26 protein-coding genes are annotated in these 23,312 nt (G+C 62.1%); 9 read left to right on the plus strand and 17 right to left on the minus strand.

Annotated elements, in window-relative coordinates; genetic code table 11:
• Positions 1-14: 14 nt before the first annotated feature.
• Positions 15-458 carry a metallopeptidase family protein gene (locus CIW50_RS01195; RefSeq protein ID WP_149529479.1) on the minus strand — a complete coding sequence of 148 codons (444 nt, stop codon included), beginning with the start codon at positions 456-458 and terminating at the stop codon, positions 15-17.
• A 175-nt stretch (positions 459-633) separates the two neighbouring features.
• On the opposite strand from CIW50_RS01195, the gene CIW50_RS01200 reads away from it, so the two are divergent.
• From CIW50_RS01200 to CIW50_RS01215, 4 genes are all read left to right on the plus strand, one after another.
• Positions 634-960, plus strand: coding sequence for a hypothetical protein (locus tag CIW50_RS01200; RefSeq protein WP_246664095.1), 327 nt, complete (start codon positions 634-636; stop codon positions 958-960).
• A 235-nt stretch (positions 961-1,195) separates the two neighbouring features.
• Positions 1,196-1,486: a hypothetical protein gene (locus tag CIW50_RS01205; RefSeq protein ID WP_149529480.1), complete on the plus strand. Its 291-nt coding sequence runs from the start codon at positions 1,196-1,198 to the stop codon at positions 1,484-1,486.
• Positions 1,487-1,649: 163 nt separating this feature from the next.
• Positions 1,650-2,105, plus strand: coding sequence for a hypothetical protein (locus tag CIW50_RS01210; RefSeq protein ID WP_149529481.1), 456 nt, complete (start codon positions 1,650-1,652; stop codon positions 2,103-2,105).
• Between the two features lie 245 nt (positions 2,106-2,350).
• Positions 2,351-3,022, plus strand: coding sequence for a hypothetical protein (locus CIW50_RS01215; protein WP_149529482.1), 672 nt, complete (start codon positions 2,351-2,353; stop codon positions 3,020-3,022).
• A 155-nt stretch (positions 3,023-3,177) separates the two neighbouring features.
• Here the strand turns inward: CIW50_RS01215 and CIW50_RS01220 are convergent, their stop codons facing one another.
• From CIW50_RS01220 to CIW50_RS01245, 5 genes are all read right to left on the minus strand, one after another.
• Positions 3,178-4,347: a winged helix-turn-helix domain-containing protein gene (locus tag CIW50_RS01220; protein ID WP_149529483.1), complete on the minus strand. Its 1,170-nt coding sequence runs from the start codon at positions 4,345-4,347 to the stop codon at positions 3,178-3,180.
• Between the two features lie 129 nt (positions 4,348-4,476).
• Positions 4,477-5,892 carry a 3-isopropylmalate dehydratase large subunit gene (gene leuC / locus CIW50_RS01225; protein ID WP_149529484.1) on the minus strand — a complete coding sequence of 472 codons (1,416 nt, stop codon included), beginning with the start codon at positions 5,890-5,892 and terminating at the stop codon, positions 4,477-4,479.
• A gap of 349 nt (positions 5,893-6,241) precedes the next feature.
• Positions 6,242-6,640, minus strand: a complete 399-nt coding sequence (gene rplS / locus CIW50_RS01235; RefSeq protein WP_149529486.1) for a 50S ribosomal protein L19 — start codon at positions 6,638-6,640, stop codon at positions 6,242-6,244.
• A gap of 121 nt (positions 6,641-6,761) precedes the next feature.
• On the minus strand, positions 6,762-7,517 hold the full coding sequence (gene trmD / locus CIW50_RS01240; protein ID WP_149529487.1) for a tRNA (guanosine(37)-N1)-methyltransferase TrmD: 756 nt from the start codon (positions 7,515-7,517) through the stop codon (positions 6,762-6,764).
• 48 nt (positions 7,518-7,565) lie between these two features.
• The gene (locus CIW50_RS01245; RefSeq protein ID WP_149529488.1) at positions 7,566-8,000 is read right to left on the minus strand and encodes a winged helix-turn-helix transcriptional regulator; all 435 of its coding nucleotides are present in this window, start codon (positions 7,998-8,000) and stop codon (positions 7,566-7,568) included.
• Positions 8,001-8,131: 131 nt separating this feature from the next.
• Here CIW50_RS01245 and CIW50_RS01250 point away from each other — a divergent pair, with 131 nt between their 5' ends.
• On the plus strand, positions 8,132-9,001 hold the full coding sequence (locus CIW50_RS01250) for an SDR family oxidoreductase (protein ID WP_149529489.1): 870 nt from the start codon (positions 8,132-8,134) through the stop codon (positions 8,999-9,001).
• Positions 9,002-9,017: 16 nt separating this feature from the next.
• Here CIW50_RS01250 and rimM read toward each other — a convergent pair whose 3' ends face one another.
• From rimM to ffh, 3 genes are read right to left on the minus strand one after another with little or no spacing between them, the layout of a single operon-like run.
• On the minus strand, positions 9,018-9,542 hold the full coding sequence (gene rimM / locus CIW50_RS01255; protein ID WP_149529490.1) for a ribosome maturation factor RimM: 525 nt from the start codon (positions 9,540-9,542) through the stop codon (positions 9,018-9,020).
• A gap of 6 nt (positions 9,543-9,548) precedes the next feature.
• Positions 9,549-9,881, minus strand: a complete 333-nt coding sequence (gene rpsP / locus CIW50_RS01260) for a 30S ribosomal protein S16 (protein ID WP_068737950.1) — start codon at positions 9,879-9,881, stop codon at positions 9,549-9,551.
• A 49-nt stretch (positions 9,882-9,930) separates the two neighbouring features.
• Positions 9,931-11,448, minus strand: a complete 1,518-nt coding sequence (gene ffh, locus CIW50_RS01265; protein ID WP_149529491.1) for a signal recognition particle protein — start codon at positions 11,446-11,448, stop codon at positions 9,931-9,933.
• Between the two features lie 344 nt (positions 11,449-11,792).
• Here ffh and CIW50_RS01270 point away from each other — a divergent pair, with 344 nt between their 5' ends.
• Entirely contained in the window at positions 11,793-12,857 is a 1,065-nt protein-coding gene (locus CIW50_RS01270) for an MBL fold metallo-hydrolase (RefSeq protein WP_172980182.1), read from the plus strand.
• A 6-nt stretch (positions 12,858-12,863) separates the two neighbouring features.
• Here the strand turns inward: CIW50_RS01270 and CIW50_RS01275 are convergent, their stop codons facing one another.
• On the minus strand, positions 12,864-13,571 hold the full coding sequence (locus tag CIW50_RS01275; protein WP_149529492.1) for an SIMPL domain-containing protein: 708 nt from the start codon (positions 13,569-13,571) through the stop codon (positions 12,864-12,866).
• Positions 13,572-13,624: 53 nt separating this feature from the next.
• A complete protein-coding gene (locus CIW50_RS01280; RefSeq protein WP_149529493.1) occupies positions 13,625-14,359 on the minus strand; it encodes a GyrI-like domain-containing protein in 735 nt (244 codons plus the stop codon).
• Positions 14,360-14,553: 194 nt separating this feature from the next.
• Between CIW50_RS01280 and dapF the strand changes: the two genes are divergently transcribed.
• Positions 14,554-15,426: a diaminopimelate epimerase gene (gene dapF, locus CIW50_RS01285; protein WP_149529494.1), complete on the plus strand. Its 873-nt coding sequence runs from the start codon at positions 14,554-14,556 to the stop codon at positions 15,424-15,426.
• A 3-nt stretch (positions 15,427-15,429) separates the two neighbouring features.
• On the opposite strand, the gene CIW50_RS01290 is transcribed toward dapF, so the two are convergent.
• The gene (locus CIW50_RS01290) at positions 15,430-16,065 is read right to left on the minus strand and encodes an RluA family pseudouridine synthase (RefSeq protein WP_246664159.1); all 636 of its coding nucleotides are present in this window, start codon (positions 16,063-16,065) and stop codon (positions 15,430-15,432) included.
• A 163-nt stretch (positions 16,066-16,228) separates the two neighbouring features.
• Between CIW50_RS01290 and ftsY the strand changes: the two genes are divergently transcribed.
• A complete protein-coding gene (gene ftsY, locus CIW50_RS01295; RefSeq protein ID WP_149529495.1) occupies positions 16,229-17,173 on the plus strand; it encodes a signal recognition particle-docking protein FtsY in 945 nt (314 codons plus the stop codon).
• Between the two features lie 13 nt (positions 17,174-17,186).
• Positions 17,187-17,786 carry a septation protein A gene (locus CIW50_RS01300; RefSeq protein WP_149530353.1) on the plus strand — a complete coding sequence of 200 codons (600 nt, stop codon included), beginning with the start codon at positions 17,187-17,189 and terminating at the stop codon, positions 17,784-17,786.
• 70 nt (positions 17,787-17,856) lie between these two features.
• Here the strand turns inward: CIW50_RS01300 and CIW50_RS01305 are convergent, their stop codons facing one another.
• The 5 genes from CIW50_RS01305 to rbfA form a co-directional block, all read right to left on the minus strand.
• Positions 17,857-18,612 (minus strand): superoxide dismutase, encoded by a 756-nt coding sequence (locus CIW50_RS01305; protein WP_149529496.1) that lies wholly within the window; start codon positions 18,610-18,612, stop codon positions 17,857-17,859.
• A 275-nt stretch (positions 18,613-18,887) separates the two neighbouring features.
• Complete coding sequence (pnp, locus tag CIW50_RS01310; protein ID WP_116659506.1) at positions 18,888-21,032, minus strand: polyribonucleotide nucleotidyltransferase; 2,145 nt, start codon at positions 21,030-21,032, stop codon at positions 18,888-18,890.
• A gap of 312 nt (positions 21,033-21,344) precedes the next feature.
• Positions 21,345-21,614 (minus strand): 30S ribosomal protein S15, encoded by a 270-nt coding sequence (gene rpsO, locus CIW50_RS01315; protein WP_068734145.1) that lies wholly within the window; start codon positions 21,612-21,614, stop codon positions 21,345-21,347.
• Between the two features lie 2 nt (positions 21,615-21,616).
• Positions 21,617-22,759 carry a tRNA pseudouridine(55) synthase TruB gene (gene truB, locus CIW50_RS01320; protein WP_246664096.1) on the minus strand — a complete coding sequence of 381 codons (1,143 nt, stop codon included), beginning with the start codon at positions 22,757-22,759 and terminating at the stop codon, positions 21,617-21,619.
• Positions 22,756-23,172: a 30S ribosome-binding factor RbfA gene (gene rbfA / locus CIW50_RS01325; RefSeq protein WP_149529497.1), complete on the minus strand. Its 417-nt coding sequence runs from the start codon at positions 23,170-23,172 to the stop codon at positions 22,756-22,758. Before rbfA ends, truB begins: the two co-directional genes overlap by 4 nt.
• Positions 23,173-23,312: the final 140 nt, after the last annotated feature.

Here is a 23,312-nt window from a genome sequence, read left to right on the forward strand (position 1 = left end):
ATTGAGCGAGCGTTTTAGCCCGATCGGGGCGGCGCTCCAAGTGGCATTTCTGCAGCCTCGTCAGTCACCTGCGCCTCGATCGCCTCCATATCGGCGTCCGAGAGACCGAAATGGTGCCCGATCTCGTGGATCAGCACGTGGCGGACGATATGGCCGAGAGTTTCATCGTGTTCGGCCCAGTAATCCAGGATCGGCCGGCGATACAGCCAGATCATGTTCGGCAACTGGCCGGTATTGTCCTGGCTCTGGAACGGCAGTCCGACACCCTGGAACAGGCCGAGCAGATCGAATTCGGTCTCCGCCTGCATCTCCTCCAGCACCTCGTCGGTGGGGAAATCATCGACCCGGATGATCACGCCCGCGCAGAGCTTGCGGAAGTCCTCCGGCAGGAGAGTCAGCATAGCATGGGCCATGTCCTCCATTTCCGCGAGATCGGGTGCTTTTGCCTGATGCCACATGGTTCCCTGTCTAGCCAATTCCCGCGACATGGCAATGCGCCGGTACAGCGCTGTTCGGCCGGTTGACGGGCGGGCGTCAATCGGAGACTTTGCGGCATTGTTTTGAAGCATGATCTCCTGACAAACGAACCCGTTTGTCGGCGAAAACCGGCATCCACTTTTCGGGATCATGTCCATGGCGGTTTGGGGCGTTACGATGCGGATCATGATGGCGGCACTGGGATTGGCGGTTGCGCTCGGCGGCTTGCCTATGGCCGAAACCGCGCAGGCGCAGACGGCCACGCAGGTCGCCCAGGCTCGCCCGAATTCCGACGTCTCGGCTCAGACCCGCCAGCGCCCGCGCGTTCGCATTTATCGCACCCCGGACGAACGCGGCGTCTACCCCAGCTACAATCCAGGCCCGAATGCCGTGCGCGACTGCACCGCCAATCTGGTGCAGGAATATCGCCCGAGCGGCACCGTGATCGTACCGCGCATGAACTGCTACTGGCGCCGCGGCTGAGCCGATCCTTCATACTTTATTGGAATGACGTCAGGCCGGCACTTTGCAACTGCAAAGATAACATTCGCATGCGCTGACTTTCGTTCCGGCGATGCGTCACAAAACCCTGCGACATATCGCACCGAGCATATTCACATCGCGTTCACCTCCTGCGCCCTAGCGTCTTGCACGTGGGCGATGATCCATTCGTGAAGCTGCATCTCGACATGAACGCAGCAGACTCAGGAGAGAACACATGAACGTGCAGAAGTTTTTTGGCCTTGCCGCCATCGCAGGATTGCTATTCGTCGCAGCGCCGACGCAGCAGGCCAATGCCGTCTCGCTGAACGGCCCGGGCATCGCATCATCCGTACAAGGCGGTGAGAAGCTGACGACCGAGGTGCAGTATCGTCATCACCATAATCGTGGCTATCGCGGGCATCACGGCATGCGCCGTCACCACGGCTGGCATCGTCCGCATCACATTCGCCGCCATCATGGTTGGCACCGGCCGCACCATGTGCGTCGTCACGGCTGGCGCTACTGACACTCAGGCTAAAGTCCAAACAGGCGTGCGCAAGCACGCCTGTTCTCGTTGACGGGATGGTGACCGCGTCTCTCTGTCGCGGGAAACCATTGCAGCATTATGCGTTATGGGGTGAAGGCGACGAAAGACGATCGATGGAAAGCGATCGAGGCAAGGAACAAACATGAAGAACTGGATAGGCGCAGCCATACTGGCTGCAACGGTTTCACTCGGCAGCGCATTTGCAAGTGCGCCCGCAATGGCCGACGCGCAGACGTCACAGAAGGTTGCGGCTGACAACAAGGCGAAGGCAACGGACTTCAGCGCTCAACGGCGCCATCATCACTTCCACCACCGCCATCACTTCGGACATCATCGCCATCTCGGCCACCGGCACCACGGATATCGCGGCTATTACGGCCCGCGCTATGGCTATGGCTATCGTCCGTACCGCTCCTATTACGGGCCGGCCTATTACGGACGGCCTTATGCCTATCGCCCCGCTTACTATGGCGGATATGGCTACCGGCCCTACGGCTATTACGGCGGCTATCGTCCCTACGGCGCTTATGGTTACGGCCCTGGCATCGGCTTCGGCGGCGGCCCGCTCAGCGTAGGCTTCAGCTTCGGCCGCTGGTAACTCTGATCGAACAAACAGACATCGACAGGCGCCGTTTCCGGCGCCTGTTTTTTTGTGCGTGTCACGCTACCCCGCCGGCGTCATTCATGACGCGTTCAGATCGACACCCTTAATTTTTGGTCAAGGCGACACAACTCACATCGAACGACACTGCGCAGATGCACCATCTGCGCCAACGCATAGTTGCGTCATCGATGTGTCCTGAATGTTCCAGGCGCGACATTGATCGAGGGAGGATGTTTCCAATGACAAATGTTCAAGGCCTCACAACAGGCCCAGGTTTCGGGCAGCTCATCAAGCGCTCGTTCGGCGTCGCCGCCGCAACTGCGATGATGATGTCGCTGGCACCATCGGCGCGCGCGGTATCGCTGATCAATCCCGGCGCAGCGCCCGCGGCTAAGCACGCGAATGACGCGCTGTTCACACAGGTCCAGCATCACGGCGGACGCGGCGGTGGCGGTGCGCCTCACGGAGGTGGAGGTGGCTTCCGCGGCGGTGGTGGCGGAGGCCACGCCTTTCATGGCGGAGGCGGCGGCGGATTTCGCGGCGGCGGTATGCCGGCGTTTCGCGGTGGCGGCGGAGGCTTCCGCGCCGCAGCGCCTGCATTCCGCGGCGGAGGAGGTTTCCGTCCGGGCCCGGCCTTTGTCGGCGGCGGTTTCCGGCGCGGCCCCGCATTCCACGGCGGGTATCGTCACTTCGCGCCGGCGCGCTATTACGACCACCGGCACCACTTCCGCCCGCGCTATTACGGCTATGCGCCGAATTACTATTACGGCCCGCGCTACTACCAGCCACGCCGCTTCTGCCGCGTCGTCTGGACCTATTACGGACCGCGCAAGATCTGCCGCTATCGCCCCTGGCATCACCGCCACTGGCACCACCGGCGGCACCACCATCGCTTCAATGTGTATTGGTGAGCATACGTAACCACCTCGACTTAGCTCCATATCCTCCGTCATGGCCGGGCAGCGCGAAGCGAGCTTCGCTAGCTGACCCGGCCATCCACGTCTTACCGGTGGGCAAGACGTGGATACGCGAGACAAGCCCGCGCACGACGGCTGAGTACTGATCGCTATTCCCCCAACTGAAACGCCTCGAACCGCCCGAGCTCGTCCTCGATTCGCCGCTTCCATTCCTTGCGCGGCGTTTTCGGTTTTGCACCCTCGCCGACCCAGCTCCATTGCTGCATCAGCAATTTGCGCTTCTGCCGGTCGGTCTTGAGATCGACGGCCGCAACGATCTTGTCGTCCACCAACACCGGCAGTGCGAAATAGCCGAGCTGGCGTTTTTCCTTCGGCACATAGGCCTCGAAACGATGGTCGTGGCCGAAGAACAAATTCGTGCGCTTGCGCTGGATCACCAGCGGATCGAACGGCGACAGCACATGCACCAGCCCTGCCTCGCCTTCGCTGACGTCTTCGAGCGCTGCAGGTGTCGTCCAATGTTCCTGCTTGCCAGCGCCATCGAGTGCAACGGCAACCAACTCGCCCTTGCGCACGCGCGCCTCGATCAGCTTACGGATGCCGACTTTGCTCGGTGCATCGAGATGACAGATCGAATCCAGGCTGACGATGCCCTGCGAGCGCAACGCGCGATCCAGCAGATAGGCGAATTTCTGTACTGATGTTGCTGGCTTCGGCAACGTGTCCCAACCGAAATGCCGCAGCAGAAGATCATAGGTCTTCAGCATGCCCTGGCGTTCGGAAATTGTAAGATGCCCTTCATAGAACGCCAGCTGCAGCGCGCGCTTCGACGGCTTGCGGCTCGCCCATTCATGATCCTTCTCGCGCAACACGTCATCGTCGATGTCGCGGATCGACAGCGGGCCGGCCTTGGCCAGCCGCATCACCTTGCGCTTGTCCGCCGGCGTCACCGACGCGAACCAGCCATGGCCCTCCCTACGATAGTATTTCATGTCCGGCACGAAGAAGCCGATGTCATCGGTCGACACATAGGCCAGCGCATGGGTCCAGTATTCGAACACGCTCTTATCGTGCGTCTGCGCCTGCCTGAGATCCGTGCGTTTGTAGTTCGGGATGCGCGAAAACAGGATGTGATGATGACTGCGCTCGATCACGTTGATGGTGTCGATCTGCACATAGCCGAGATGTTGCACGGCGGCTCTTACGGCGTCCGCACCATCACCGAACGGCGCACGCGCATCAAGCCGCTGCGCGTGCAACCAGATGCGGCGGGCGGCGGTGTTGGTGAGATCAACAGACTTGGTTACGACACGAGGCATAGCGCAAACATAGCCCCCTCAGCCGTTATTGCGAGGAGCCTTTTGGCGACGAAGCAATCCAGTCTTCGTTTGTGGCTTTCTGGATTGCTTCGCTGCGCTCGCAATAACGCGGAGAGGACGGAGGCTAGATTAGTGCCACTCTCTGATATCAACGAAGTGCCCGGCGATGGCCGCTGCAGCCGCCATTGCCGGCGACACCAGATGGGTGCGGCCCTTGTGGCCCTGACGGCCCTCGAAGTTGCGGTTCGAGGTTGCAGCGCAGCGCTCTTCCGGCGCCAGCTTGTCGGGGTTCATCGCCAGGCACATGGAGCAGCCCGGCTCGCGCCATTCGAAGCCGGCCTTTAGGAAAATCTTGTCGAGACCTTCGGCTTCCGCCTGTTCCTTCACCAGACCCGAACCCGGCACGATCATCGCCGAGACATGGCCGTTGACGGTCTTGCCATCGACGACCTTGGCCGCAGCGCGCAGATCCTCAATGCGGCCATTGGTGCAGGAGCCGATGAAGACGCGATCCAGCTTGATGTCGGTGATCTTCGTACCCGCAGTCAGGCCCATATAGGCCAGAGCGCGTTCCTTGGAGAGACGCTTGGCTTCATCGGCGATATCAGCGGGATTCGGCACCTTGCCGGTGATCGAGATGACGTCTTCCGGTGAGGTGCCCCAGGTGACGATGGGCGGCAGCTTGGCGGCGTCGAGCCGGATCTCGTGATCGAAATGCGCGCCTTCGTCGGAACGCAGTGTTTCCCAATAGCGCACGGCCTGCTCCCACATCTCGCCTTTCGGCGACATCGGGCGGCCCTTGAGGAATTCATAGGCCTTCTGGTCGGGCGCGATCAGGCCGGCGCGGGCGCCGCCTTCGATCGACATGTTGCAGACCGTCATGCGGCCTTCCATCGACAGCGCACGGATGGCCTCGCCAGCATATTCCAGCACATAGCCTGTGCCGCCGGCGGTGCCGATCTCGCCGATGATGGCCAGGATAATGTCCTTGCCGGTGACGCCGTCGGGCAGAATGCCATCGACGGTGACGCGCATGTTCTTGGCCTTCTTCTGGATCAGCGTCTGCGTCGCCAGCACGTGCTCCACTTCCGAGGTGCCGATGCCATGCGCCAGCGCGCCGAATGCACCATGGGTCGAGGTGTGGCTGTCACCACAAACGATGGTCGTGCCCGGCAGCGTAAAGCCCTGCTCGGGGCCGATGACATGGACGATGCCCTGGCGCTTGTCGAACTCGTTGTAATATTCGATGCCAAATTCGCGCACGTTCTCGGCCAGCGTCGCGATCTGCTCGGTGCTTTCCGGATCGGGATTGGGCTGCGTGCGATCGGTGGTCGGCACGTTGTGATCGACAACGGCAAGCGTCTTCTCCGGCGCATGGACTTTGCGGCCGGTCATGCGCAGACCTTCGAAGGCCTGCGGGCTCGTGACTTCATGCACCAGATGGCGATCGATATAGAGCAGGGCTGTGCCGTCATCGGCTTCATGCACCAGATGATCGTTCCAGATCTTGTCGTACAGCGTGGTCGGTTTTGCAGAGTCGGTCATGAGATCAGGCCTCGAAAGAAAACGGTGGGCCAGTTGCGTGCTGCTGAAAGCGGGCCGGTTTGACGGCGCGAGACACGCGACTGAAAAATGGCGGTCGCAGAGTAGGCGTCAGAGCTTTCGAAGCGCCGCCACGACAGAGGTCGTAAAGCGTCCGAAGAAGCGCCCGGGCAGCCGGCTATGATCGTCGATGACGATGCGAAGCGCGTGCTGGTGCAGATCTAGAAACATTCCAGTGATATAGCACTCGGCTTCAATTTCGCCAATGCGGCGAAGGCATGCGAGCTCCGCACAACAAAAAAGCGCGGCTTGCGCCGCGCTTTTCGTCTCGCACATTCGATGGTGCGGAATATTACTTGGCAGCAGCCACAGCAGCGACCTTGGCCGGACGCTCGGTCTTCTTCTCGGTGATGCGGGCCGATTTGCCGCGCAGATCGCGCAGGTAATACAGCTTGGCGCGACGCACCTTGCCGCGACGCACGACCTTGATCGAGTCGATCATCGGGGAGAGCAGCGGGAACACGCGCTCGACACCCTCGCCATAGGAAATCTTGCGAACGGTGAAGCTCTCATTGATGCCACCGCCGTTGCGGCCGATGCAGACGCCTTCATAGGCCTGCACGCGGGAGCGCTCACCTTCGACAACCTTCACGTTGACGATGAGGGTGTCGCCGGGACCGAATTCCGGGATCGACTTGGTGGCGGAAAGGCGGTCGAACTGCTCTTTTTCAAGCGTCTGGATAATGTTCATCAAAATCTCCATCGGCGGCGCGCCCAGACATTGCGCGGGCTGCGCACGAAACTCTTACCCTGCCAGTGCACGGATTTGGCGCTGCTATACGGGAAAGCAAAGCCGTTGTCACCCGTCTGTGTCACTCGCTCGTCGTGATTTTTGGCGGTTTTCGCTTTTTGCCTGATTCTGGTGCTTTCGGACGCTCCGCCCACAAATCGGGCCGCCGCGCGGCCGTCAGCGCCTCCGCTTCGGCCAGCCGCCACTTGGCGACCTTGGCGTGATCGCCCGAGATCAGTACATCCGGGATCGGGCGGCCTTCAAAGGCCTGCGGGCGGGTATATTGCGGGTATTCCAGTAGCCCATCCGAAAAACTTTCGTCGGTTCCGGAGGCCAACTTACCCATGACCCCCGGCAGAAGCCGCACGCAGGCGTCAATCAGCGTCATGGCGGCGATTTCACCGCCGGACAGCACATAGTCCCCGATCGAGACTTCCTCGAGCCCGCGCGCGTCGATGACGCGCTGGTCGATGCCCTCGAAGCGGCCGCAGACGATCAGCGGTCCCGGCCCGGAAGCCAGCTCAGCCACCCGCGCCTGGGTCAATGGCCGACCGCGCGGGCTCATCACGAGCTTTGGGCGGCCTTCCGAGGCGTCCACCGCGTCGATCGCCGCCGCCAGCACATCAGCCCTCAGCACCATGCCTGGGCCGCCGCCAGCCGGCGTATCGTCTACGCTGCGATGCTTGTCGGTGGCAGAGGCGCGGATGTCCCGCGCCTCCAGCGCCCACAGGCCGGAGGCCAGCGCCTTGCCAGCGAGACTAATGCCCAGCGGCCCCGGAAACATCTCGGGAAACAGCGTCAGCACCGTCGCGCGCCATGGTGTGGGTTCGGAAGTCATGGCTCTCCATCGCGCGTCCGAAGCAAAGCGTCAAACGGGCAGTGCCGCTTACGCCGCCGAGATCTGTTCGCTGGTGTCGCCTGCATCGAACGCTGCACGCGAAGCCTTGATCTCGGCAAAGCTGCGTTCGGCCCAGTCAATCAAGCCCGCCAGCGGCCCGAGCGCCGACTGTCCCAGTGGCGACAGCCGATATTCGACCGATGGCGGCTTGGTCGGAAATACGTGACGAGTGACCAGCCCGTCGCGCTGCAAATCGCGCAGGCTCTGGGTGAGCATACGCTTCGAGATATCCGGCACGGCGCGATGAAGCTCGCTGAAGCGGCGCGGCTTGGCGGCCAGAGCCACGATCAGCAGCGACGTCCATTTGTCGCCGATACGATCCAGCACGTTGCGCACCGGGCAGGCGTCGGCATCGAAGCCCCGCGCCTGCCATTCGTCGAATTGGGTGGCCAGGGGGGCATCGAAAGAAGCGTTACGGGGCATCAGGAAGTTCCTTTCGGCCAAAGCAGGTCACTTGCAGGTAACCTGGCGATAAAAAACTGCCTCCTTACGGGATGGTTCAGCAGTCTCTACTCAAGACCTATCGTCGATTAGAGACCATAGGAGATTTTGCCATGTCGAACCACCGTATTCTCGTCACCGCCGCCGGCGGCCAGCTCGGCCGCCTCACCATCAATGCCCTGCTCAAACGCGTCCCCGCCGGCCAGATCGTCGCCGGTCTGCGCGATCCCACCAAGGGCGCCGACCTTGCCGCCAAGGGCGTCTCGGTCGTCGCTGCCGACTACAGCAAACCGGAGACGCTGGATGCCGCCTTCACGGGCATCGACCGCCTGCTCCTGATCTCGTCGAACGAACTCGGTCAGCGCGTGGCGCAACACCGCAATGTCATCGACGCAGCGAAGCGCGCCGGCGTGAAGCTGATCGCCTATACAAGCGTGCTGCGTGCGGACACCTCGAAGCTGTCAGTCGCGCAAGAGCATCTGCCGACGGAGGAGTTGATTCGCGCTTCGGGTATCCCTTTCGTGCTGCTGCGCAACGGCTGGTACACCGAGAACTACACAGCCTCGATCCCTGCCGCGCTGGCACATGATGCGCTGGTCAGCAGCGCCAGGGATGGTCTCATCGCATCGGCAACGCGCGCGGACTATGCCGACGCAGCCGCGATCGTGCTGACATCGACAGATGATCACGCTGGCAAGGTCTACGAGCTGGCCGGCGATCAGGCTTACACGCTGGAGGATTTTGCGACGGAGATCAGCAAGCAGAGCGGCAGAACAATTCCTTATGTTCGTCTGCCGGAAGCCGAGTTCAAGGCCATGATGCTCAATGCGGGCCTTCCGGAAGAACTCGCGGAGCTAATCGCGACGTCCAACACGGCCGCAGCCAACGGCGCACTGTTCGATGACAGCCATAAGCTGAGCAGACTGATCGGGCGGAAGACGACGCCATTCGCAACAACGATTGCGGAAGCGTTGAAAGCGTAAGCCTTAGGCCTTGGCGTTACGCCGCGGTGGGATCGTCGCCGATGATCTCACCGGGCAATTCGATCACGACCTTGCCAACTACAAGATCGACCGTCGGCACCACCGCGTTGGTGAAAGGCAACAGCAGGGTCGCGCCTTCCGGCGGCGCGATCTCGATGATATCGCCGGCGCCGAAATTATGGATGCCGACGACACGGCCGATCGCATCGCCCGCGGCATTGACCGCAGCGAGGCCGATCAGGTCGGCGTGGTAATATTCATCGTCTTCGGTGTCAGGCAGCGCGTCGCGCGCCACATAGAGCTCGACGCCATTGAGGCGCTCGGCGTCTTCGCGAGACGCAACGCCCTTCAGCGTCGCGACCAGATGGCCCTTGGCCTCGCGCACATCATCGACCTCGAAGCTCCGCTTGCCGTCCTTGGTGGCAAGCGGACCGTAGTCGAGCACGGCGAATGGATCTTCGGTGAAGGTCCATAGCCGGACCTGACCGCGCACACCATGCGGCGCGCCGATGCGCGCGACGCAGATTTGCGCGGTTGGCATTCCGCCTTACTTCTTCGCAGCGGCTTCAGCAGCAGCCTTGCGCTCCTTGCGCGGCACAGCCTTCTCGGGATTGTTACGGGCTTCGCGCTTGGCAACGCCGGCCGCATCGAGGAAGCGGGCGACGCGATCCGACGGCTGCGCACCCTTGGCAATCCAGGCCTTGGTCTTGTCGAGGTCGAGCTTCAGGCGCAGCTCATTGTCCTTGGCGAGCAGCGGATTGAAGTAGCCGAGACGCTCGATGAAGCGACCATCGCGCGGAAAACGCGAGTCAGCGACGACGACGTGATAGACGGGGCGCTTCTTGGTGCCTGCGCGAGCAAGGCGGATAACGACGGACATGGGATTCTCCTAAGTGTGTTCTGTTCGAATGTGAGTTGAATGGATCGCGTTATTTCTTTTTCCCGAGACCGGGAAAGCCACCGAGTCCCGGTAGCGTCGGTTTGCCCAAGCCTGGCAGGCCCGGGAAATCTTTCGGCAATGACGGCATACCCTGCGGCATCCCGCCGGGCATTTTCTCGGCCATCGCCTTCATCTGTTCGGGCGACGGCATGCCGCCGCCACCAAAACCCATGGCCTGCGCAATGCCGGCCATCGGGCCGCGCTTGCCGGAGCCCATGGCCTTCATCATGTCGGCCATGTTCCGGTGCATCTTCAGCACCTTGTTGACTTCCTCGACCTTCAGGCCGGCGCCGGCAGCGATACGCTTCTTCCGACTGGCCTTGAGGATGTCGGGATTCTTGCGCTCCTGACGCGTCATCGAATCGATGACGGCGATCTGGCGCTTCACGACGCGATCATCGAGACCGGCAGAGGCGATCTGGTTCTTCATCTTGGCGATGCCGGGCATCATGCCCATCAGGCCGGAGAGACCGCCCATATTGGTCATCTGGATCAGCTGCTCACGCATGTCGGTGAGATCGAACTGACCCTTGCGCATGCGCTCGGCAGTGCGCGCAGCCTTTTCCGCGTCGATATTCGCAGCGGCGCGCTCGACCAGCGAGACAACGTCGCCCATACCGAGAATGCGGCCGGCGATCCGGCTCGGATGAAAGTCTTCCAGCGCGTCGGTCTTTTCACCGGTACCGATCAGCTTGATCGGCTTGCCGGTGACGGCGCGCATCGACAGCGCAGCACCGCCGCGGCCATCGCCGTCGACACGCGTCAGCGCGATGCCGGTGAGGCCGACGCGTTCGTTGAAGGATCGCGCGAGATTGACCGCGTCCTGACCGGTCAGCGAATCCGCGACCAGCAGCACTTCATGCGGATTGGCGATCGCTTTGATCTCGATCGCTTCCGACATCATTTCTTCGTCGAGCGTCGTGCGGCCGGCCGTGTCGAGCAGCACCACATCATAGCCGCCGAGCTTGGCGGCAGAGAGCGCACGCTTGGCTATCTCGGCGGGCTTCTGGCCCTCGACGATCGGCAGCGTCTGGATGTCGAGATCGCGGCCGAGCACCGCGAGCTGCTCCATGGCAGCCGGACGATAAACGTCGAGCGAGGCCATCAGCACCTTGCGCTTGTCGCGCTGGGTGAGACGGCGCGCGAGTTTCGCGGTGGTGGTGGTCTTACCGGAGCCCTGCAGACCGACCATCATGATGGCGACGGGCGGGACAGCCTGAAGATCGATACCGCCTTCGCCGTCGGCGCCAAGCGTGGCGACCAGCTCGTCATGGACGATCTTGACGACCATCTGGCCAGGCGTGACCGACTTGACGACGGTGGCACCAATGGCCTGCTCGCGAACGCGATCGATAAAGGACCGGACGACGTCGAGCGAGACGTCGGCCTCGAGCAGCGCGCGGCGCACTTCGCGCATCGCGGCATCGACGTCAGCCTCCGACAGCGCACCGCGCCCGGTGAGCCGGTCGAGAATTCCGCCAAGTCGTTCCGACAGATTGTCGAACATCGCTACTTCGCTTCCGATATCGCCATCCCTGTGATGACGAAGAACCAAACACTTTTGCGCCCGAGGGCGCATCGCGCTGTCGGGCGTTGGCCTCCGGTCTCGAGGACCGGTCGGCGGGTCGAAAAGAAAACTTTTCGAGGATTGGCGGGGATTTACAGCGCCGGTGCCGGGCGAGTCAAGGAAATATGGCCGTCACGCCGCCGCGCCAAACAGCAACCCTTTCAAGATAAAGGATATTTTCGACGGAGAGCGATTAAATTGACATTTGGCAATTGGATTTCTGCACCACCTAGCCTATGTGAGTGATTGCTCACCACAAGTTCCCCTCACCGCCACCGGTTTACATGACCATCACCCGCCGCAAGCTTCTCGCATCCGCAGGCGGCCTCGCCGCAGCGGCGGGACTATCGGCCATCTGGGCTTCCCGCATGACCAATTATGACGGCCCCGTCTCCGATCACTTCGACGGCAAGATCTTCTTCGATCCAGATGGCGCGCCGCCGAGGTCACTCGGCGAAGTGCTGCGCTGGCAATTCGGCGGCGGCCGTACCCGCGAGGTCTGGCCGGATTGGGTCGAGAACGAATTTGCCGATACACCGCCGGCAAAGGTCGAGGGCACGGGTGTTCGATTTTCCTATGTCGGCCACGCGAGTTGGCTGATTCAGACCGCCGGGATCAACATCCTGTTCGATCCGGTGTGGTCCGACCGCGTCTCGCCATTCTCCTTTGCCGGGCCGAAGCGCCACAGCGCGCCGGGTATCGCGTTCGAGCGGCTGCCTAAGATCGATGTCGTGCTGGTGTCGCACGGTCACTACGACCATCTCGATCTTCCCACACTGTCGAAGCTATCAGCCAAATTTGCGCCGCGCGTGATCACGCCGCTCGGTAACGACGTCACGATGAAGAGCGCCGACAGCACGATCAAGGCCGAGGCCTATGACTGGAAGGATCGCGTCGAGCTCGGCAATGGCCTCGCCGTCACGCTGGTGCCGACGCGGCACTGGACCGCGCGCGGCCTGTTCGACCGCAACAAATCGCTGTGGGCGAGCTTCGTGCTGGAGACGCCAGCCGGCAAGATCTACATCGTCGGCGATAGCGGCTATGGCGACGGCGGGCACTTCCGCCGCGTGCGCGAGGCGCATGGTGCTATCAGGCTCGCGATCCTGCCGATCGGTGCCTATGAGCCGCGCTGGTTCATGAAGGACCAGCACATGAATCCGGAAGATGCGGTGAAGGCGCTTGGCGATTGCGGCGCGCAGCAGGCGCTGGCGAGCCATCACAGCACATTCCAACTCACCGACGAGGCGATCGATGGGCCGGTGAAAGGACTAGCCGCGGCATGCAGTGCGGCAGAGTTGCCGCGCGAGACGTTCAGGACATTGAAGCCTGGACAAGTGGTGGAGATCTAGCGGGCTTTACTGCGCCGGCTTGATCTCCCAGCTCACGCTGACATTCACGCGCAGCACTTCCTCGCCTTGCGCCACCGGAGCGGAGGCCACGTCGGCGGCCATCTTGCGCAGCATCATCGGCGCCGGCGCGCTGCCGGAGTCCTCGGAGATGTTGATCGGCGCGCCAAGCGTGATGCCTGCCGCCTTGGCATAGATCTCCGCCTTGCGCCGCGCATCGGCAATCGCTTGGGTGCGCGCATCGTCGAGCAGTTGCGACGCCTTGGTCACCATGAAATTGATGCCGCCGACCTCATTGGCGCCCGAGGACACCAGCGTGTCGATGGCGCCGGCGACCTTGGTCACATCGCGCACGCGAATGGTGACGCGGTTGCTGGCGCGATAACCCGAGACGACGTTGGGACCAGGATTGGGACGGGTCTGCTGTGCATATTGCGGAAACAGCGACAGCCGCGACGTCTGCATGTCCTTCTCGGCGATGCCGGCGCTCTTCAACGCCGTCAGCACTTTGGCCATCGCGGCGTTGTTAGCTTCCGCAGCCTCGCGAGCGGTCTTGGCGTCGGTGGTCACGCCGCCATCGACGACAGCGAGATCCGGCGGCACCGAGACGGTGCCTTCGCCGGACACGGAGATCATTGGCGGTGGATTGACCTGCGCGAGGGCAGGAGTGGCGATAAGCGCAATGCCGAAAACGGCGAGAGTCAGATGATTTGTCATGCCCGATCTCTCGCGACCGTCCAAGGCTTCTTTATGGCAGCGTTGTCGTTCAGCTACTTCAACGGCACATAGACATTGATGACCAGCTTGTCTTCCGCCGTCTTCAAGGGATCGACCATGTATTCCTCGATGAACGTGTCTTTCGCCTCTAGCTTCTTGTCATCGAGGTGATTGGTGATCGCCTCATAGGTGTTGTCCATATTGTCGTAGGAGCCGCGATGGACGAACTTCAGCGCCTTGCCGTCGGGTGACAGGCCCATCTTCATCGCCTTCGGCAGATTCTTCACCTCCTGATCGACCGGGATTTCCGCGAGGAAGGTGAAGCCGGTATCGTCTGTCGTGGTGTAGACGATCATCGGGTTGCCCGATGATTTGACGCCCTGTTTGTCGAGCACGGTGGTGATCTGCTTGAACGCATCCATCAGCGTATCGAAGGCCGAATCCCAATTGGCCTTGCCGACGAACGTCACCATCTGCTTCGGCGACAGCGTGATTTCCTCGCCGAACGGATCGGCAACCTGGACCTGAGGCGCAGGGGGCGTTGCGGGGGCCTGCGCTGCAGCGGGCGGCGGTGCCGGCGCGACGGGGGCCGGCGTCTCCGGTGTGGCGGGAGCGGGAGTGGTAGGAGCCGCTGCCGCCGGAGCTGGTGTCGCGGGCGGGGTGGCCGGGGTGCTTGCCGCTGGCGGCGTGGCGGGTGGAGATTGCGCCCAGGCCGCGGCGTTTAGCGTCAGCGCGGCTGCCGGGATCAGCGCCACAGTGGCGAAGCGGGACAGGCGAGAACGGGTCATTCGAAGGGTCTCCAGTGACATCCTGCAGCGCAGCGGCCGGCAATATGCGCGATATGGCATCATGGTAACACGCAGCCGCGGCTTTCGTCCCCTCTCCAAATTGCGCAGGGCCATTCAAAACAGCCGACACAGAATAGCCGCACTGGCCAATCCGCCCGGCCTCGCCATATAAGGCTGGGATAACGGGACACGACATGAGTGCATTGGCCAACCATTCCTTCGCCAAGATGAACGGCATCGGCAACGAGATCGTCGTCATCGACCTGCGCGACACCGCCTCCGGCATCACGCCGGCCGACGCCCGCGCCGTGGCCGCGCCCGAAGGCGTGCCTTATGACCAGTTGATGGTGCTGCAGAAGCCCCGTCTCGCCGGCACCGACGCCTTTGTTTCGATCTACAACAATGACGGCTCCGAAGCCGGCGCCTGCGGCAATGGCATGCGCTGCGTGGCGCGGCAGACTTTCGCTGGCGGTGACAAGACGGCGCTGACCTTCGAGACGAAGGCTGGCCTGATCAATTGCTGGCAAGGCCCGGCGCCGGATCTCTATACGGTGGACATGGGCACGCCGAAGTTCGGCTGGCGGGACATTCCCCTCGCCGAGGAATTCCGCGACACCCGCGGCATCGAGCTGCAGATCGGGCCGATCGACGCGCCGATTTTGCACACGCCGTCAGTGGTGAGCATGGGCAATCCCCATGCGATCTTCTGGGTGGACGACATCCTGGCCTATGATCTCGAAAAGTTCGGCCCGCTGCTGGAAAACCATCCGATCTTCCCGGATCGCGCCAATATCACGCTGGCCCATATCGTCGACCGCGATCACATCGTGATGCGCACCTGGGAGCGCGGCGCCGGCCTCACCAAGGCCTGCGGCTCCGCGGCTTGCGCAACCGCTGTTGCTGCCGCGCGTCTGCGCCGGACCAACCGCACCGTGCATATGACGCTGCCCGGCGGCGAGCTGACCATCGAATGGCGTCAGAGCGACGACCATGTGCTAATGACCGGGCCGGCGGCGTTTGAATATGAAGGCCGTTTCGATCCGAAGCTGTTTGCTTCGATCGCATAGGCCCTACTCCCCGTTCCAGCCGCACGCTTTGAGCCGCTCATGCAGGTGCGGCGGGGCCGGCGCGACAACGCGGATCGGGTCCTTGTTGCGCGAGATCGGAATCACGATCTCCCGCGCGTGCAGATGCAGCGTCGGCTCGCCAAATCTTGGCCCGTTGCCATAGATGTTGTCGCCAACGATCGGAAAACCTGACGATGCCGAGTGCACGCGCAGTTGATGCGTGCGCCCCGTCACCGGCTCCAGCGCCAGCCAGCTCATGCCGCCACCGCGGCCGAGCACGGTGAAATTCGAGACGGCCTTCAGTCCCTCGGGATCCGGCTTCATCCACCAGCCCCGATCGGCATTGAGCCGACCGAGCGGCATGTCGATCACGCCAGAATCCTCCGCAGGGCCGCCCTCGACCACCGCCCAATAAGTCTTTCTGATGCGGCTGTGCTTGAACAGCAGACCGAGCGATGCCGTGGCCTTCCGATGACGCCCGAGCACCAGGCAGCCGGACGTGTCGCGATCGAGCCTATGGGCCAGAACGGGCGCGCGCGGCAGGCCATAGCGCAGGAATTCGAACGAGGTTTCCAGATTGGCGCCGCCTTTGGGGCCGCGATGCACCGGCAGGCCGGCCGGCTTGTCGATCACCAGCATCAACCCGTCACGGTGCAGCACCCGCCCCAGGATTTCGGCCTCGGTCAGCTCCACCGCGTCGGTGCGGGGTTCCAGCCGGGGCTCGACCTCCGACCTGATATCTTCGTCACTTTCGCTGGCGTTGCTTTGATTCATGGCGCGAAACGGCTAACACACCCCCGACATGAGCGACACTCCCGAAACGCCAAAACTGAGCTGGTGGCGACGGCTCTCCGGCGGGTTGAAGCGCACTTCGAGCGCCCTTGGCACCGCGGTCGCCGACCTCGTGACCAAGCGCAAGCTCGACCGCGCGATGCTCGAAGACATCGAGGACGTGCTGCTGCGCGCCGATCTGGGCACCGAAGTAGCGGCGCGGATTTCCGCCGCCGTCGGCCATGGCCGCTACGACAAGGCGATCTCCGCCGATGAAGTGAAGACCGTCGTGGCCACTGAGGTCGAGAAGGTACTCTCGGCCGTAGCCAAGCCTCTGGTCATCGATACCGCCCACAAGCCGTTCGTGATCCTCGTCGTCGGCGTCAACGGTTCCGGCAAGACCACCACCATCGGCAAGCTGGCGTCCACATTCTCCGCCGAAGGCCGCAAGGTGATGCTCGCCGCCGGCGACACGTTTCGCGCGGCTGCCATCGAGCAGCTCAAGGTCTGGGGCGAACGCAACAAGGTGCCGGTCATCGCCGGCGCCCAAGGTTCGGATTCGGCGAGCCTGGCCTTCACCGCCGTCACCGCGGCGCGCGACGACAATCGCGACGTCCTGCTGATCGACACCGCCGGCCGGCTACAGAACAAGACCGAACTGATGGTCGAGCTCGAGAAAGTCGTGCGCGTGATCAAGAAGGTCGATGCCACAGCGCCGCATGCGGTGCTGCTGGTGCTCGACGCCACGGTAGGACAAAACGCGCTGTCGCAAGTCGAGGCGTTTCATCGTACGGCTGGCGTCACCGGCCTCGTAATGACCAAGCTCGACGGCACCGCGCGCGGCGGCATCCTCGTGGCGCTGTCCGAGAAGTACAAGCTGCCGGTGCATTTCATCGGCGTCGGCGAAGGCATTGACGATCTTGCGCCCTTCACCGCCAAAGACTTCGCGCAAGCGATTGCAGGGATTGAAAGCTGACATGACTGACGTGATCGACAAGAAGCAGCCGCATCCGCTGTTCAAGCTCGCCACCGAGCTCGGGCCGCTGATCGTGTTCTTCGTCGCCAATGCGAAATTCAACCTGTTCGTCGCCACCGGCGCCTTCATGGTGGCGATCGTCACGGCGATGATCGCGTCTTATGTCGTGGTCAAGCATGTGCCGATCATGGCGCTGGTCACGGCCGTTATCGTGCTGGTGTTCGGCACGCTGACGCTGGTGCTGCATGACGAGACCTTCATCAAGGTCAAGCCGACCATCATCTATGGATTGTTCGCCGTAATCCTCGGCGGCGGCTTGCTGTTCGGCCGTTCCTTCATCGCCATCATGTTCGACCAGATGTTCAACCTGACGCCCGAAGGCTGGCGCGCGCTGACGCTGCGCTGGGCGCTGTTCTTCTTCGCGATGGCGCTTCTCAACGAAGCGATCTGGCGCACCCAGAGCACGGATTTCTGGGTGACCTTCAAGGCGTTCGGCGTGATCCCGCTGACCATGGTATTCGCTGTGGCGCAGATGCCGCTGATCAAGCGTTACAGCATTGAGCCGGCGACGCTCGCGGAAAGCGCCGCCGATGAAGGCGATGTGAGGAAGTAACTCTGACCGTTATTCCGGAACGATCGCGCATCTTCACGCGCTCCGGAATGACGAGACAGGGACGGATGCCTTAGACCGCCAGCGTACCGGCCTTTGCCGCCGCGTAGCGCTCGCCGACCTTGGTCCAGTTCACCGTATTCCACCACGCCTTGAGATAATCCGGGCGACGGTTCTGGTAGGTCAGATAGTAAGCATGCTCCCAGACGTCGTTGCCCATCAGCGCGCGCTTACCGTCCATGATCGGATTGTCCTGGTTCGGACGCGTCTCGATCGACAGCTTGCCATCCTTGTCGACGATCACGAACACCCAGCCCGAGCCGAACTGACGGCCGCCGGCGGCGTTGAAGTCGGTCTGAAATTTCTCGAGACCACCCAGGTCGCGATCGATCGCGGCAAGCACGTCGCCTTCCGGCTTGCCGCCATTCGGGCCCATAATCTGCCAGAACATGGTGTGGTTGGCATGGCCGCCGAGATTATTGCGCACACCGGTACGGATCGCCTCAGGCACGCTGCCGAGATTGCCGAGCACCTCGATCAGCGGCTTCTCGCCAATCACCGGCGTATCCTTCGCGAAATTGTTCATGTTCGCGACATAGGCGGCGTGATGCTTGTCGTGATGGATTTCCATCGTCTTGGCATCGATATGCGGCTCGAACGCCGTGACCGGATAGGTCAGCGGCGGCAGAATGAAGGGTGCATTGCCGGCAGCGGGGGTGGCTGGCGCAGCCGCCTGGGCGAAAGCAAGACGGGGCGCGACAACCGCGGCAGCGATGCCGGTCGCAGCGAGCATGAGATGGCGTCGGGACATCGATGCGGAGGTCGTCATGGGGCTTCTCCCTGAGGAATTTTGCCGGTGCGTCAAACAAATACGCAACGCATCACTGCCAGTTTCGTTTGCAGGCATTGTGACGCAGTGGGACATAGCACATCACGTGTCGGAGAGATGGTTGGTGTTGTCGTTTCTATCTAACGAGCGCGGCGGTTCTTTTTCCTCTCTTGGGGGAGGGATGATGCATGCGTGCGCGGCAAAAATTCAGGGCACAAAACAAAAAGGGCGGCCTTTAGGCCGCCCTTTCGCAACTCATCTCGCGTGAGCGAAGATTACTCGGCTGCAGTCGCGCCTTCGGCCTTCTGCTTGGCTTCGAGGTCTTCACCGGTCTCCTGATCGACAGCTTTCATCGACAGGCGAGTCTTGCCGCGATCGTCGAAGCCGAGCAGCTTGACCTTGACCTTATCGCCTTCCTTGACGACATCGGAGGTCTTCTGCACGCGGCCACCGGCGAGCTGGCTGATGTGAACCAGACCATCCTTGGCGCCGAAGAAGTTCACGAATGCACCGAACTCCATGACCTTGACCACGGTGCCTTCGTAGATCGCGTTGAGCTCCGGATCCGAAGCGATCGACTTGATCCACTTAATCGCAGCCTTGATCGACTCACCATCCGACGAAGCCACCTTCACGGTACCATCGTCTTCGATATTGACCTTGGCGCCGGTCTTTTCGACGATCTCGCGGATCACCTTGCCGCCGGTGCCGATCACTTCACGGATCTTGTCGGTGGCGATCTTGAAGGTCTCGATGCGCGGTGCGTATTCACCGAGCTCGGCGCGGGCGTTGTTGAGCGCCTTCGACATCTCACCGAGAATGTGAATGCGGCCTTCCTTGGCCTGGCCCAGAGCGACCTTCATGATCTCTTCGGTGATACCGGCGATCTTGATGTCCATCTGCAGCGAGGTGATGCCGGTATCGGTACCAGCCACCTTGAAGTCCATGTCGCCGAGGTGATCTTCATCACCCAGGATGTCCGACAGAACCGCGTAGCGTGCGCCTTCGAGGATGAGGCCCATGGCGATACCCGCCGTCGGACGCTTCAAGGGAACGCCCGCATCCATCAGCGCCAGCGAAGCACCGCAAACCGATGCCATCGACGACGAACCGTTGGACTCGGTGATTTCCGACACCACGCGCACGGTGTACGGGAATTCGTGGTGACCCGGCAGAACCGGATGGATCGCGCGCCAGGCGAGCTTGCCGTGGCCGATTTCGCGACGCTTGGTGCCGCCCATACGACCGGTCTCGCCGACCGAGTAGGGAGGGAAGTTGTAGTGCAACAGGAACGTCTCTTTGTACGTTCCCGACAGCGAGTCGATGTACTGCTCATCCTCACCGGTGCCGAGCGTGGTCACGACCAGCGCCTGGGTTTCACCGCGGGTGAACAGCGCCGAACCGTGGGCACGCGGCAGCACGCCGACTTCAGCAACGATCGGACGAACGGTCGTCAGGTCGCGACCATCGATACGCTTCTTGGTGTCGAGGATGTTCCAGCGAACGATCTTCGATTCCAGCTCCTTGAAAACGCCGGCGATGCGGAGCTTGTCGTATTTCGGCTCCTGACCTTCCGGGAAGTAGTGCGCCATGGCCTTCGCCTTGACGGCGCCAACGGCAGCGTAGCGGTCCTGCTTCACAGGGATCGCGTAGGCAGCGCGCAGTTCGGCTTCGACGAGACCGAGCATTTCCTTCTCGATTTCGCTGTCGTCGATGGTCTTGACCTCGCGCGGCTCCTTGGCGGCCTTCTCGGCGAGCTCGATGATCGCCTTGATGACCGGCTGGAAGTGGCGGTGACCGAACATCACGGCGCCGAGCATCACGTCTTCGTTGAGCTCCTTGGCTTCCGATTCCACCATCAGCACGGCGTCGCCGGTGCCGGCAACGACGAGATCGAGATTGGTGTCGGCCATCTCGTCGAGGGTCGGGTTGAGGACGTATTCGTCATTGATGAAGCCGACGCGGGCCGCACCGATCGGGCCCTGGAACGGAGCGCCGGAAATCGTCAGCGCAGCCGAAGTGGCGACCAGCGCGAGAATGTCCGGATCGTTTTCCATGTCGTGCGACAGCACGGTGACGACGATCTGGGTTTCGTTGCGCCAGCCATCGACGAACAGCGGGCGGATCGGACGGTCGATCAGGCGGGAGACCAGTGTCTCCTTCTCGGTCGGACGACCTTCGCGCTTGAAGTAGCCACCGGGAATGCGGCCGGCTGCGTAGGTCTTCTCGATGTAGTCGACGGTCAGCGGCAGGAAGTCGATGCCATCCTTGGCAGTCTTCGCGGCGACGACGGTGGCGATGACGACGGTCTCGCCATAGGTGGCGATGACAGCGCCGTCAGCCTGACGGGCAACCTTGCCGGTTTCCAGCTTGAGCGGACGACCGCCCCAATCGATCTCGACGGAGTGAACATTAAACATCGTGGTTTTCTTTCATGGGTTCACGGAGGACGTGACGCCGGAACAACAAAAGCCATGCGCAAGACGGCAAGAAGCTGTTCGCGTGACAGTCGCGAAATCAGCGTCCGGCGATCCTGCCATGGCTCTCGTGTTCTGAATGGCGTCCATCCTTCCGATGGTCGCGGGGATCTTTGGGGGATCGCGCCGCGCGACGAGCACCTTGCCCGTCATCGTCCAGTTGCCGGAGTGCTTCTGGACGTTATCGTGCGGCCCACAGTGGCCCGCACTACGATTCATGCAAAAACGCGCGCAAGAATTGCGCGCGAGATTGGCTTAGCGGCGGATGTTGTGCTTCTCGAGCAACGCCTTGTAGCGCGCCTCGTCCTTGCGCTTGATGTAGTCAAGCAGCGAACGACGCGTGGAGACGAGCTTCAAAAGACCACGACGGGAATGGTTGTCCTTGGTGTGGGTCTTGAAGTGTCCGGTCAGGTTGGCAATGCGCTCGGAGAGGATCGCAACCTGGACTTCCGGCGAACCAGTGTCGCCGGTCTTGTTGGCATTGGTCTTGATGACTTCCGCTTTGCGTTCTGCGGTAATCGACATCGTCAGTTACTTTCTTTGCGGGCCGAACTGGCGGTCAGTCCGGTCAGGTTAAACACGCGCTTGGGGATGAGTTCGCCATTGCCTACTTCAGCGAGGGCCAATAACCGCCCTGCCACCGTGACATAAACTGTGCCGCTACAATCGGGCGCATCCCGTCCGCGCAACAAAACGGCCTGGCCCCGATGGAGCCTTGCCGCATCCGCCCGTGTGACGGCCAGTGCCGGGATGTCGTCCAGCGCGGTCTCAACGGGCAGTAGCGCGTCGGCGAGGCTACCCTCGCCAGACGCGGCTCTATCGCACAAAGCCTGCAACTGTTCCAGCGGAATCATGTCGGCTTCGGCGAAAGGTCCGACCAGGGTGCGCCTGAGCGCACTGATATGGCCATAGCAGCCGAGCAAGCGGCCGATATCGCGGGCCAGCGCGCGCACATAGGTGCCCTTGCCGCATTCGGCCTCGAACACGGCATGGTCGCTATCTGGCTGTTCTGTAAGGACTAATTCATGAATCACGACCGGCCGGGGAACCAGCGGCACGACCTCGCCGTCGCGGGCGAGGTCGTAGGCGCGCTCGCCCTGGATCTTGATCGCGGAGTATTGCGGCGGGGTCTGCTCGATATTGCCGGTAAATTGCGGCAACAGCGCCTGGATCTGGTCGGCCGTGGGCCGGATCTCGCTGGTGAAGGTCGCGCGGCCCTCGGTGTCGTCGGTGTCGCGCTCCTCACCCCAGGCCACTGTGAAGCGATAGCGCTTGCGGCCATCCATCACGAACGGAACGGTCTTGGTGGCTTCGCCGAGCGCGATCGGCAGACCGCCGGAGGCCAGCGGATCGAGGGTGCCGGCATGGCCGGCGCGCTTGGCCTGGAACAGGCGCTTGGCGACAGCCACCGCCTGGGTCGAGGTCATGCCGATCGGCTTGTCGAGGATCACCCAGCCATGAACGTCGCGCTTGTCGCGCCGGACCTGACCTTGATGACGTTGCTTGCCGCCCTGATGGCGCGGATCGTTATTGCCGCGAGGGCCCTGATGCTGACGCTGGTCATTATTCCCGCCGTTATCGTGCGGCACGGCCGGAGACAAAGTGGACTCGCCATTGCCCGTTTCAGCGAGGCGTGAATCGAGGGCGGCGTCTGGGGTCGTCATCGTCATTCGTTTTCGTCCGAGTCTGGTTTGAGGTCGCGCGCAACGGCAGGCGTGCGCAGAAGTTTGTCGATGCGTTCGGCTTCGTCGAAGCGCTCATCGATGCGGAAGCGGAGATCCGGGGCGTATTTCAGGTTCACGCGATGCGCGGCCTCGGTTCGCAGGAAGCTCTTGTTCGCCGCCAGCGCTTTCAGCACCGGCTCGGTGTTCTGGCCACCAAGCGGCATCACATAGACGGTGGCGAGCTTGAGATCAGGAGACATCTTCACCTCCGGCACGGTGATGATGGTGGTCGCCAGCACGGGATCGTGGACTCCGCTTTGCGACAGGATATCGGCGATCGCATGGCGGATTAGTTCGCCGACGCGCAACTGACGTTGCGAGCCGCCCGGCGTCGCGGACTTCTGGTGATGCTTGGGCATCGGTTTCCCTACAAAACAAAATTCGTCATAGCCGGGTTTGTCCCGGCCATTCACGCTAGTGCTGCTGAATCATTAAAGACGTGGATGCCCGGCAATATGCCGGGCATGACGTCTCATTCACATCAGTCTCTCTGTAAGAC

This window comes from Tardiphaga sp. P9-11, from assembly GCF_008329525.1.
Taxonomy (GTDB): domain Bacteria; phylum Pseudomonadota; class Alphaproteobacteria; order Rhizobiales; family Xanthobacteraceae; genus Tardiphaga.

What these genes read in the sequence shown, in the direction of transcription:
- CIW50_RS01195 (WP_149529479.1), bottom strand. Translation starts at nt 458, where the DNA reads ATGTGGCATCAGGCAAAAGCACCCGATCTCGCGGAAATGGAGGACATG.
- CIW50_RS01200 (WP_246664095.1), top strand. Translation starts at nt 634, where the DNA reads ATGGCGGTTTGGGGCGTTACGATGCGGATCATGATGGCGGCACTGGGA.
- CIW50_RS01205 (WP_149529480.1), top strand. Translation starts at nt 1,196, where the DNA reads ATGAACGTGCAGAAGTTTTTTGGCCTTGCCGCCATCGCAGGATTGCTA.
- CIW50_RS01210 (WP_149529481.1), top strand. Translation starts at nt 1,650, where the DNA reads ATGAAGAACTGGATAGGCGCAGCCATACTGGCTGCAACGGTTTCACTC.
- CIW50_RS01215 (WP_149529482.1), top strand. Translation starts at nt 2,351, where the DNA reads ATGACAAATGTTCAAGGCCTCACAACAGGCCCAGGTTTCGGGCAGCTC.
- CIW50_RS01220 (WP_149529483.1), bottom strand. Translation starts at nt 4,347, where the DNA reads ATGCCTCGTGTCGTAACCAAGTCTGTTGATCTCACCAACACCGCCGCC.
- leuC (WP_149529484.1), bottom strand. Translation starts at nt 5,892, where the DNA reads ATGACCGACTCTGCAAAACCGACCACGCTGTACGACAAGATCTGGAAC.
- rplS (WP_149529486.1), bottom strand. Translation starts at nt 6,640, where the DNA reads ATGAACATTATCCAGACGCTTGAAAAAGAGCAGTTCGACCGCCTTTCC.
- trmD (WP_149529487.1), bottom strand. Translation starts at nt 7,517, where the DNA reads ATGACTTCCGAACCCACACCATGGCGCGCGACGGTGCTGACGCTGTTT.
- CIW50_RS01245 (WP_149529488.1), bottom strand. Translation starts at nt 8,000, where the DNA reads ATGCCCCGTAACGCTTCTTTCGATGCCCCCCTGGCCACCCAATTCGAC.
- CIW50_RS01250 (WP_149529489.1), top strand. Translation starts at nt 8,132, where the DNA reads ATGTCGAACCACCGTATTCTCGTCACCGCCGCCGGCGGCCAGCTCGGC.
- rimM (WP_149529490.1), bottom strand. Translation starts at nt 9,542, where the DNA reads ATGCCAACCGCGCAAATCTGCGTCGCGCGCATCGGCGCGCCGCATGGT.
- rpsP (WP_068737950.1), bottom strand. Translation starts at nt 9,881, where the DNA reads ATGTCCGTCGTTATCCGCCTTGCTCGCGCAGGCACCAAGAAGCGCCCC.
- ffh (WP_149529491.1), bottom strand. Translation starts at nt 11,448, where the DNA reads ATGTTCGACAATCTGTCGGAACGACTTGGCGGAATTCTCGACCGGCTC.
- CIW50_RS01270 (WP_172980182.1), top strand. Translation starts at nt 11,793, where the DNA reads ATGACCATCACCCGCCGCAAGCTTCTCGCATCCGCAGGCGGCCTCGCC.
- CIW50_RS01275 (WP_149529492.1), bottom strand. Translation starts at nt 13,571, where the DNA reads ATGACAAATCATCTGACTCTCGCCGTTTTCGGCATTGCGCTTATCGCC.
- CIW50_RS01280 (WP_149529493.1), bottom strand. Translation starts at nt 14,359, where the DNA reads ATGACCCGTTCTCGCCTGTCCCGCTTCGCCACTGTGGCGCTGATCCCG.
- dapF (WP_149529494.1), top strand. Translation starts at nt 14,554, where the DNA reads ATGAGTGCATTGGCCAACCATTCCTTCGCCAAGATGAACGGCATCGGC.
- CIW50_RS01290 (WP_246664159.1), bottom strand. Translation starts at nt 16,065, where the DNA reads ATGCTGGTGATCGACAAGCCGGCCGGCCTGCCGGTGCATCGCGGCCCC.
- ftsY (WP_149529495.1), top strand. Translation starts at nt 16,229, where the DNA reads ATGAGCGACACTCCCGAAACGCCAAAACTGAGCTGGTGGCGACGGCTC.
- CIW50_RS01305 (WP_149529496.1), bottom strand. Translation starts at nt 18,612, where the DNA reads ATGACGACCTCCGCATCGATGTCCCGACGCCATCTCATGCTCGCTGCG.
- pnp (WP_116659506.1), bottom strand. Translation starts at nt 21,032, where the DNA reads ATGTTTAATGTTCACTCCGTCGAGATCGATTGGGGCGGTCGTCCGCTC.
- rpsO (WP_068734145.1), bottom strand. Translation starts at nt 21,614, where the DNA reads ATGTCGATTACCGCAGAACGCAAAGCGGAAGTCATCAAGACCAATGCC.
- truB (WP_246664096.1), bottom strand. Translation starts at nt 22,759, where the DNA reads ATGACGATGACGACCCCAGACGCCGCCCTCGATTCACGCCTCGCTGAA.
- rbfA (WP_149529497.1), bottom strand. Translation starts at nt 23,172, where the DNA reads ATGCCCAAGCATCACCAGAAGTCCGCGACGCCGGGCGGCTCGCAACGT.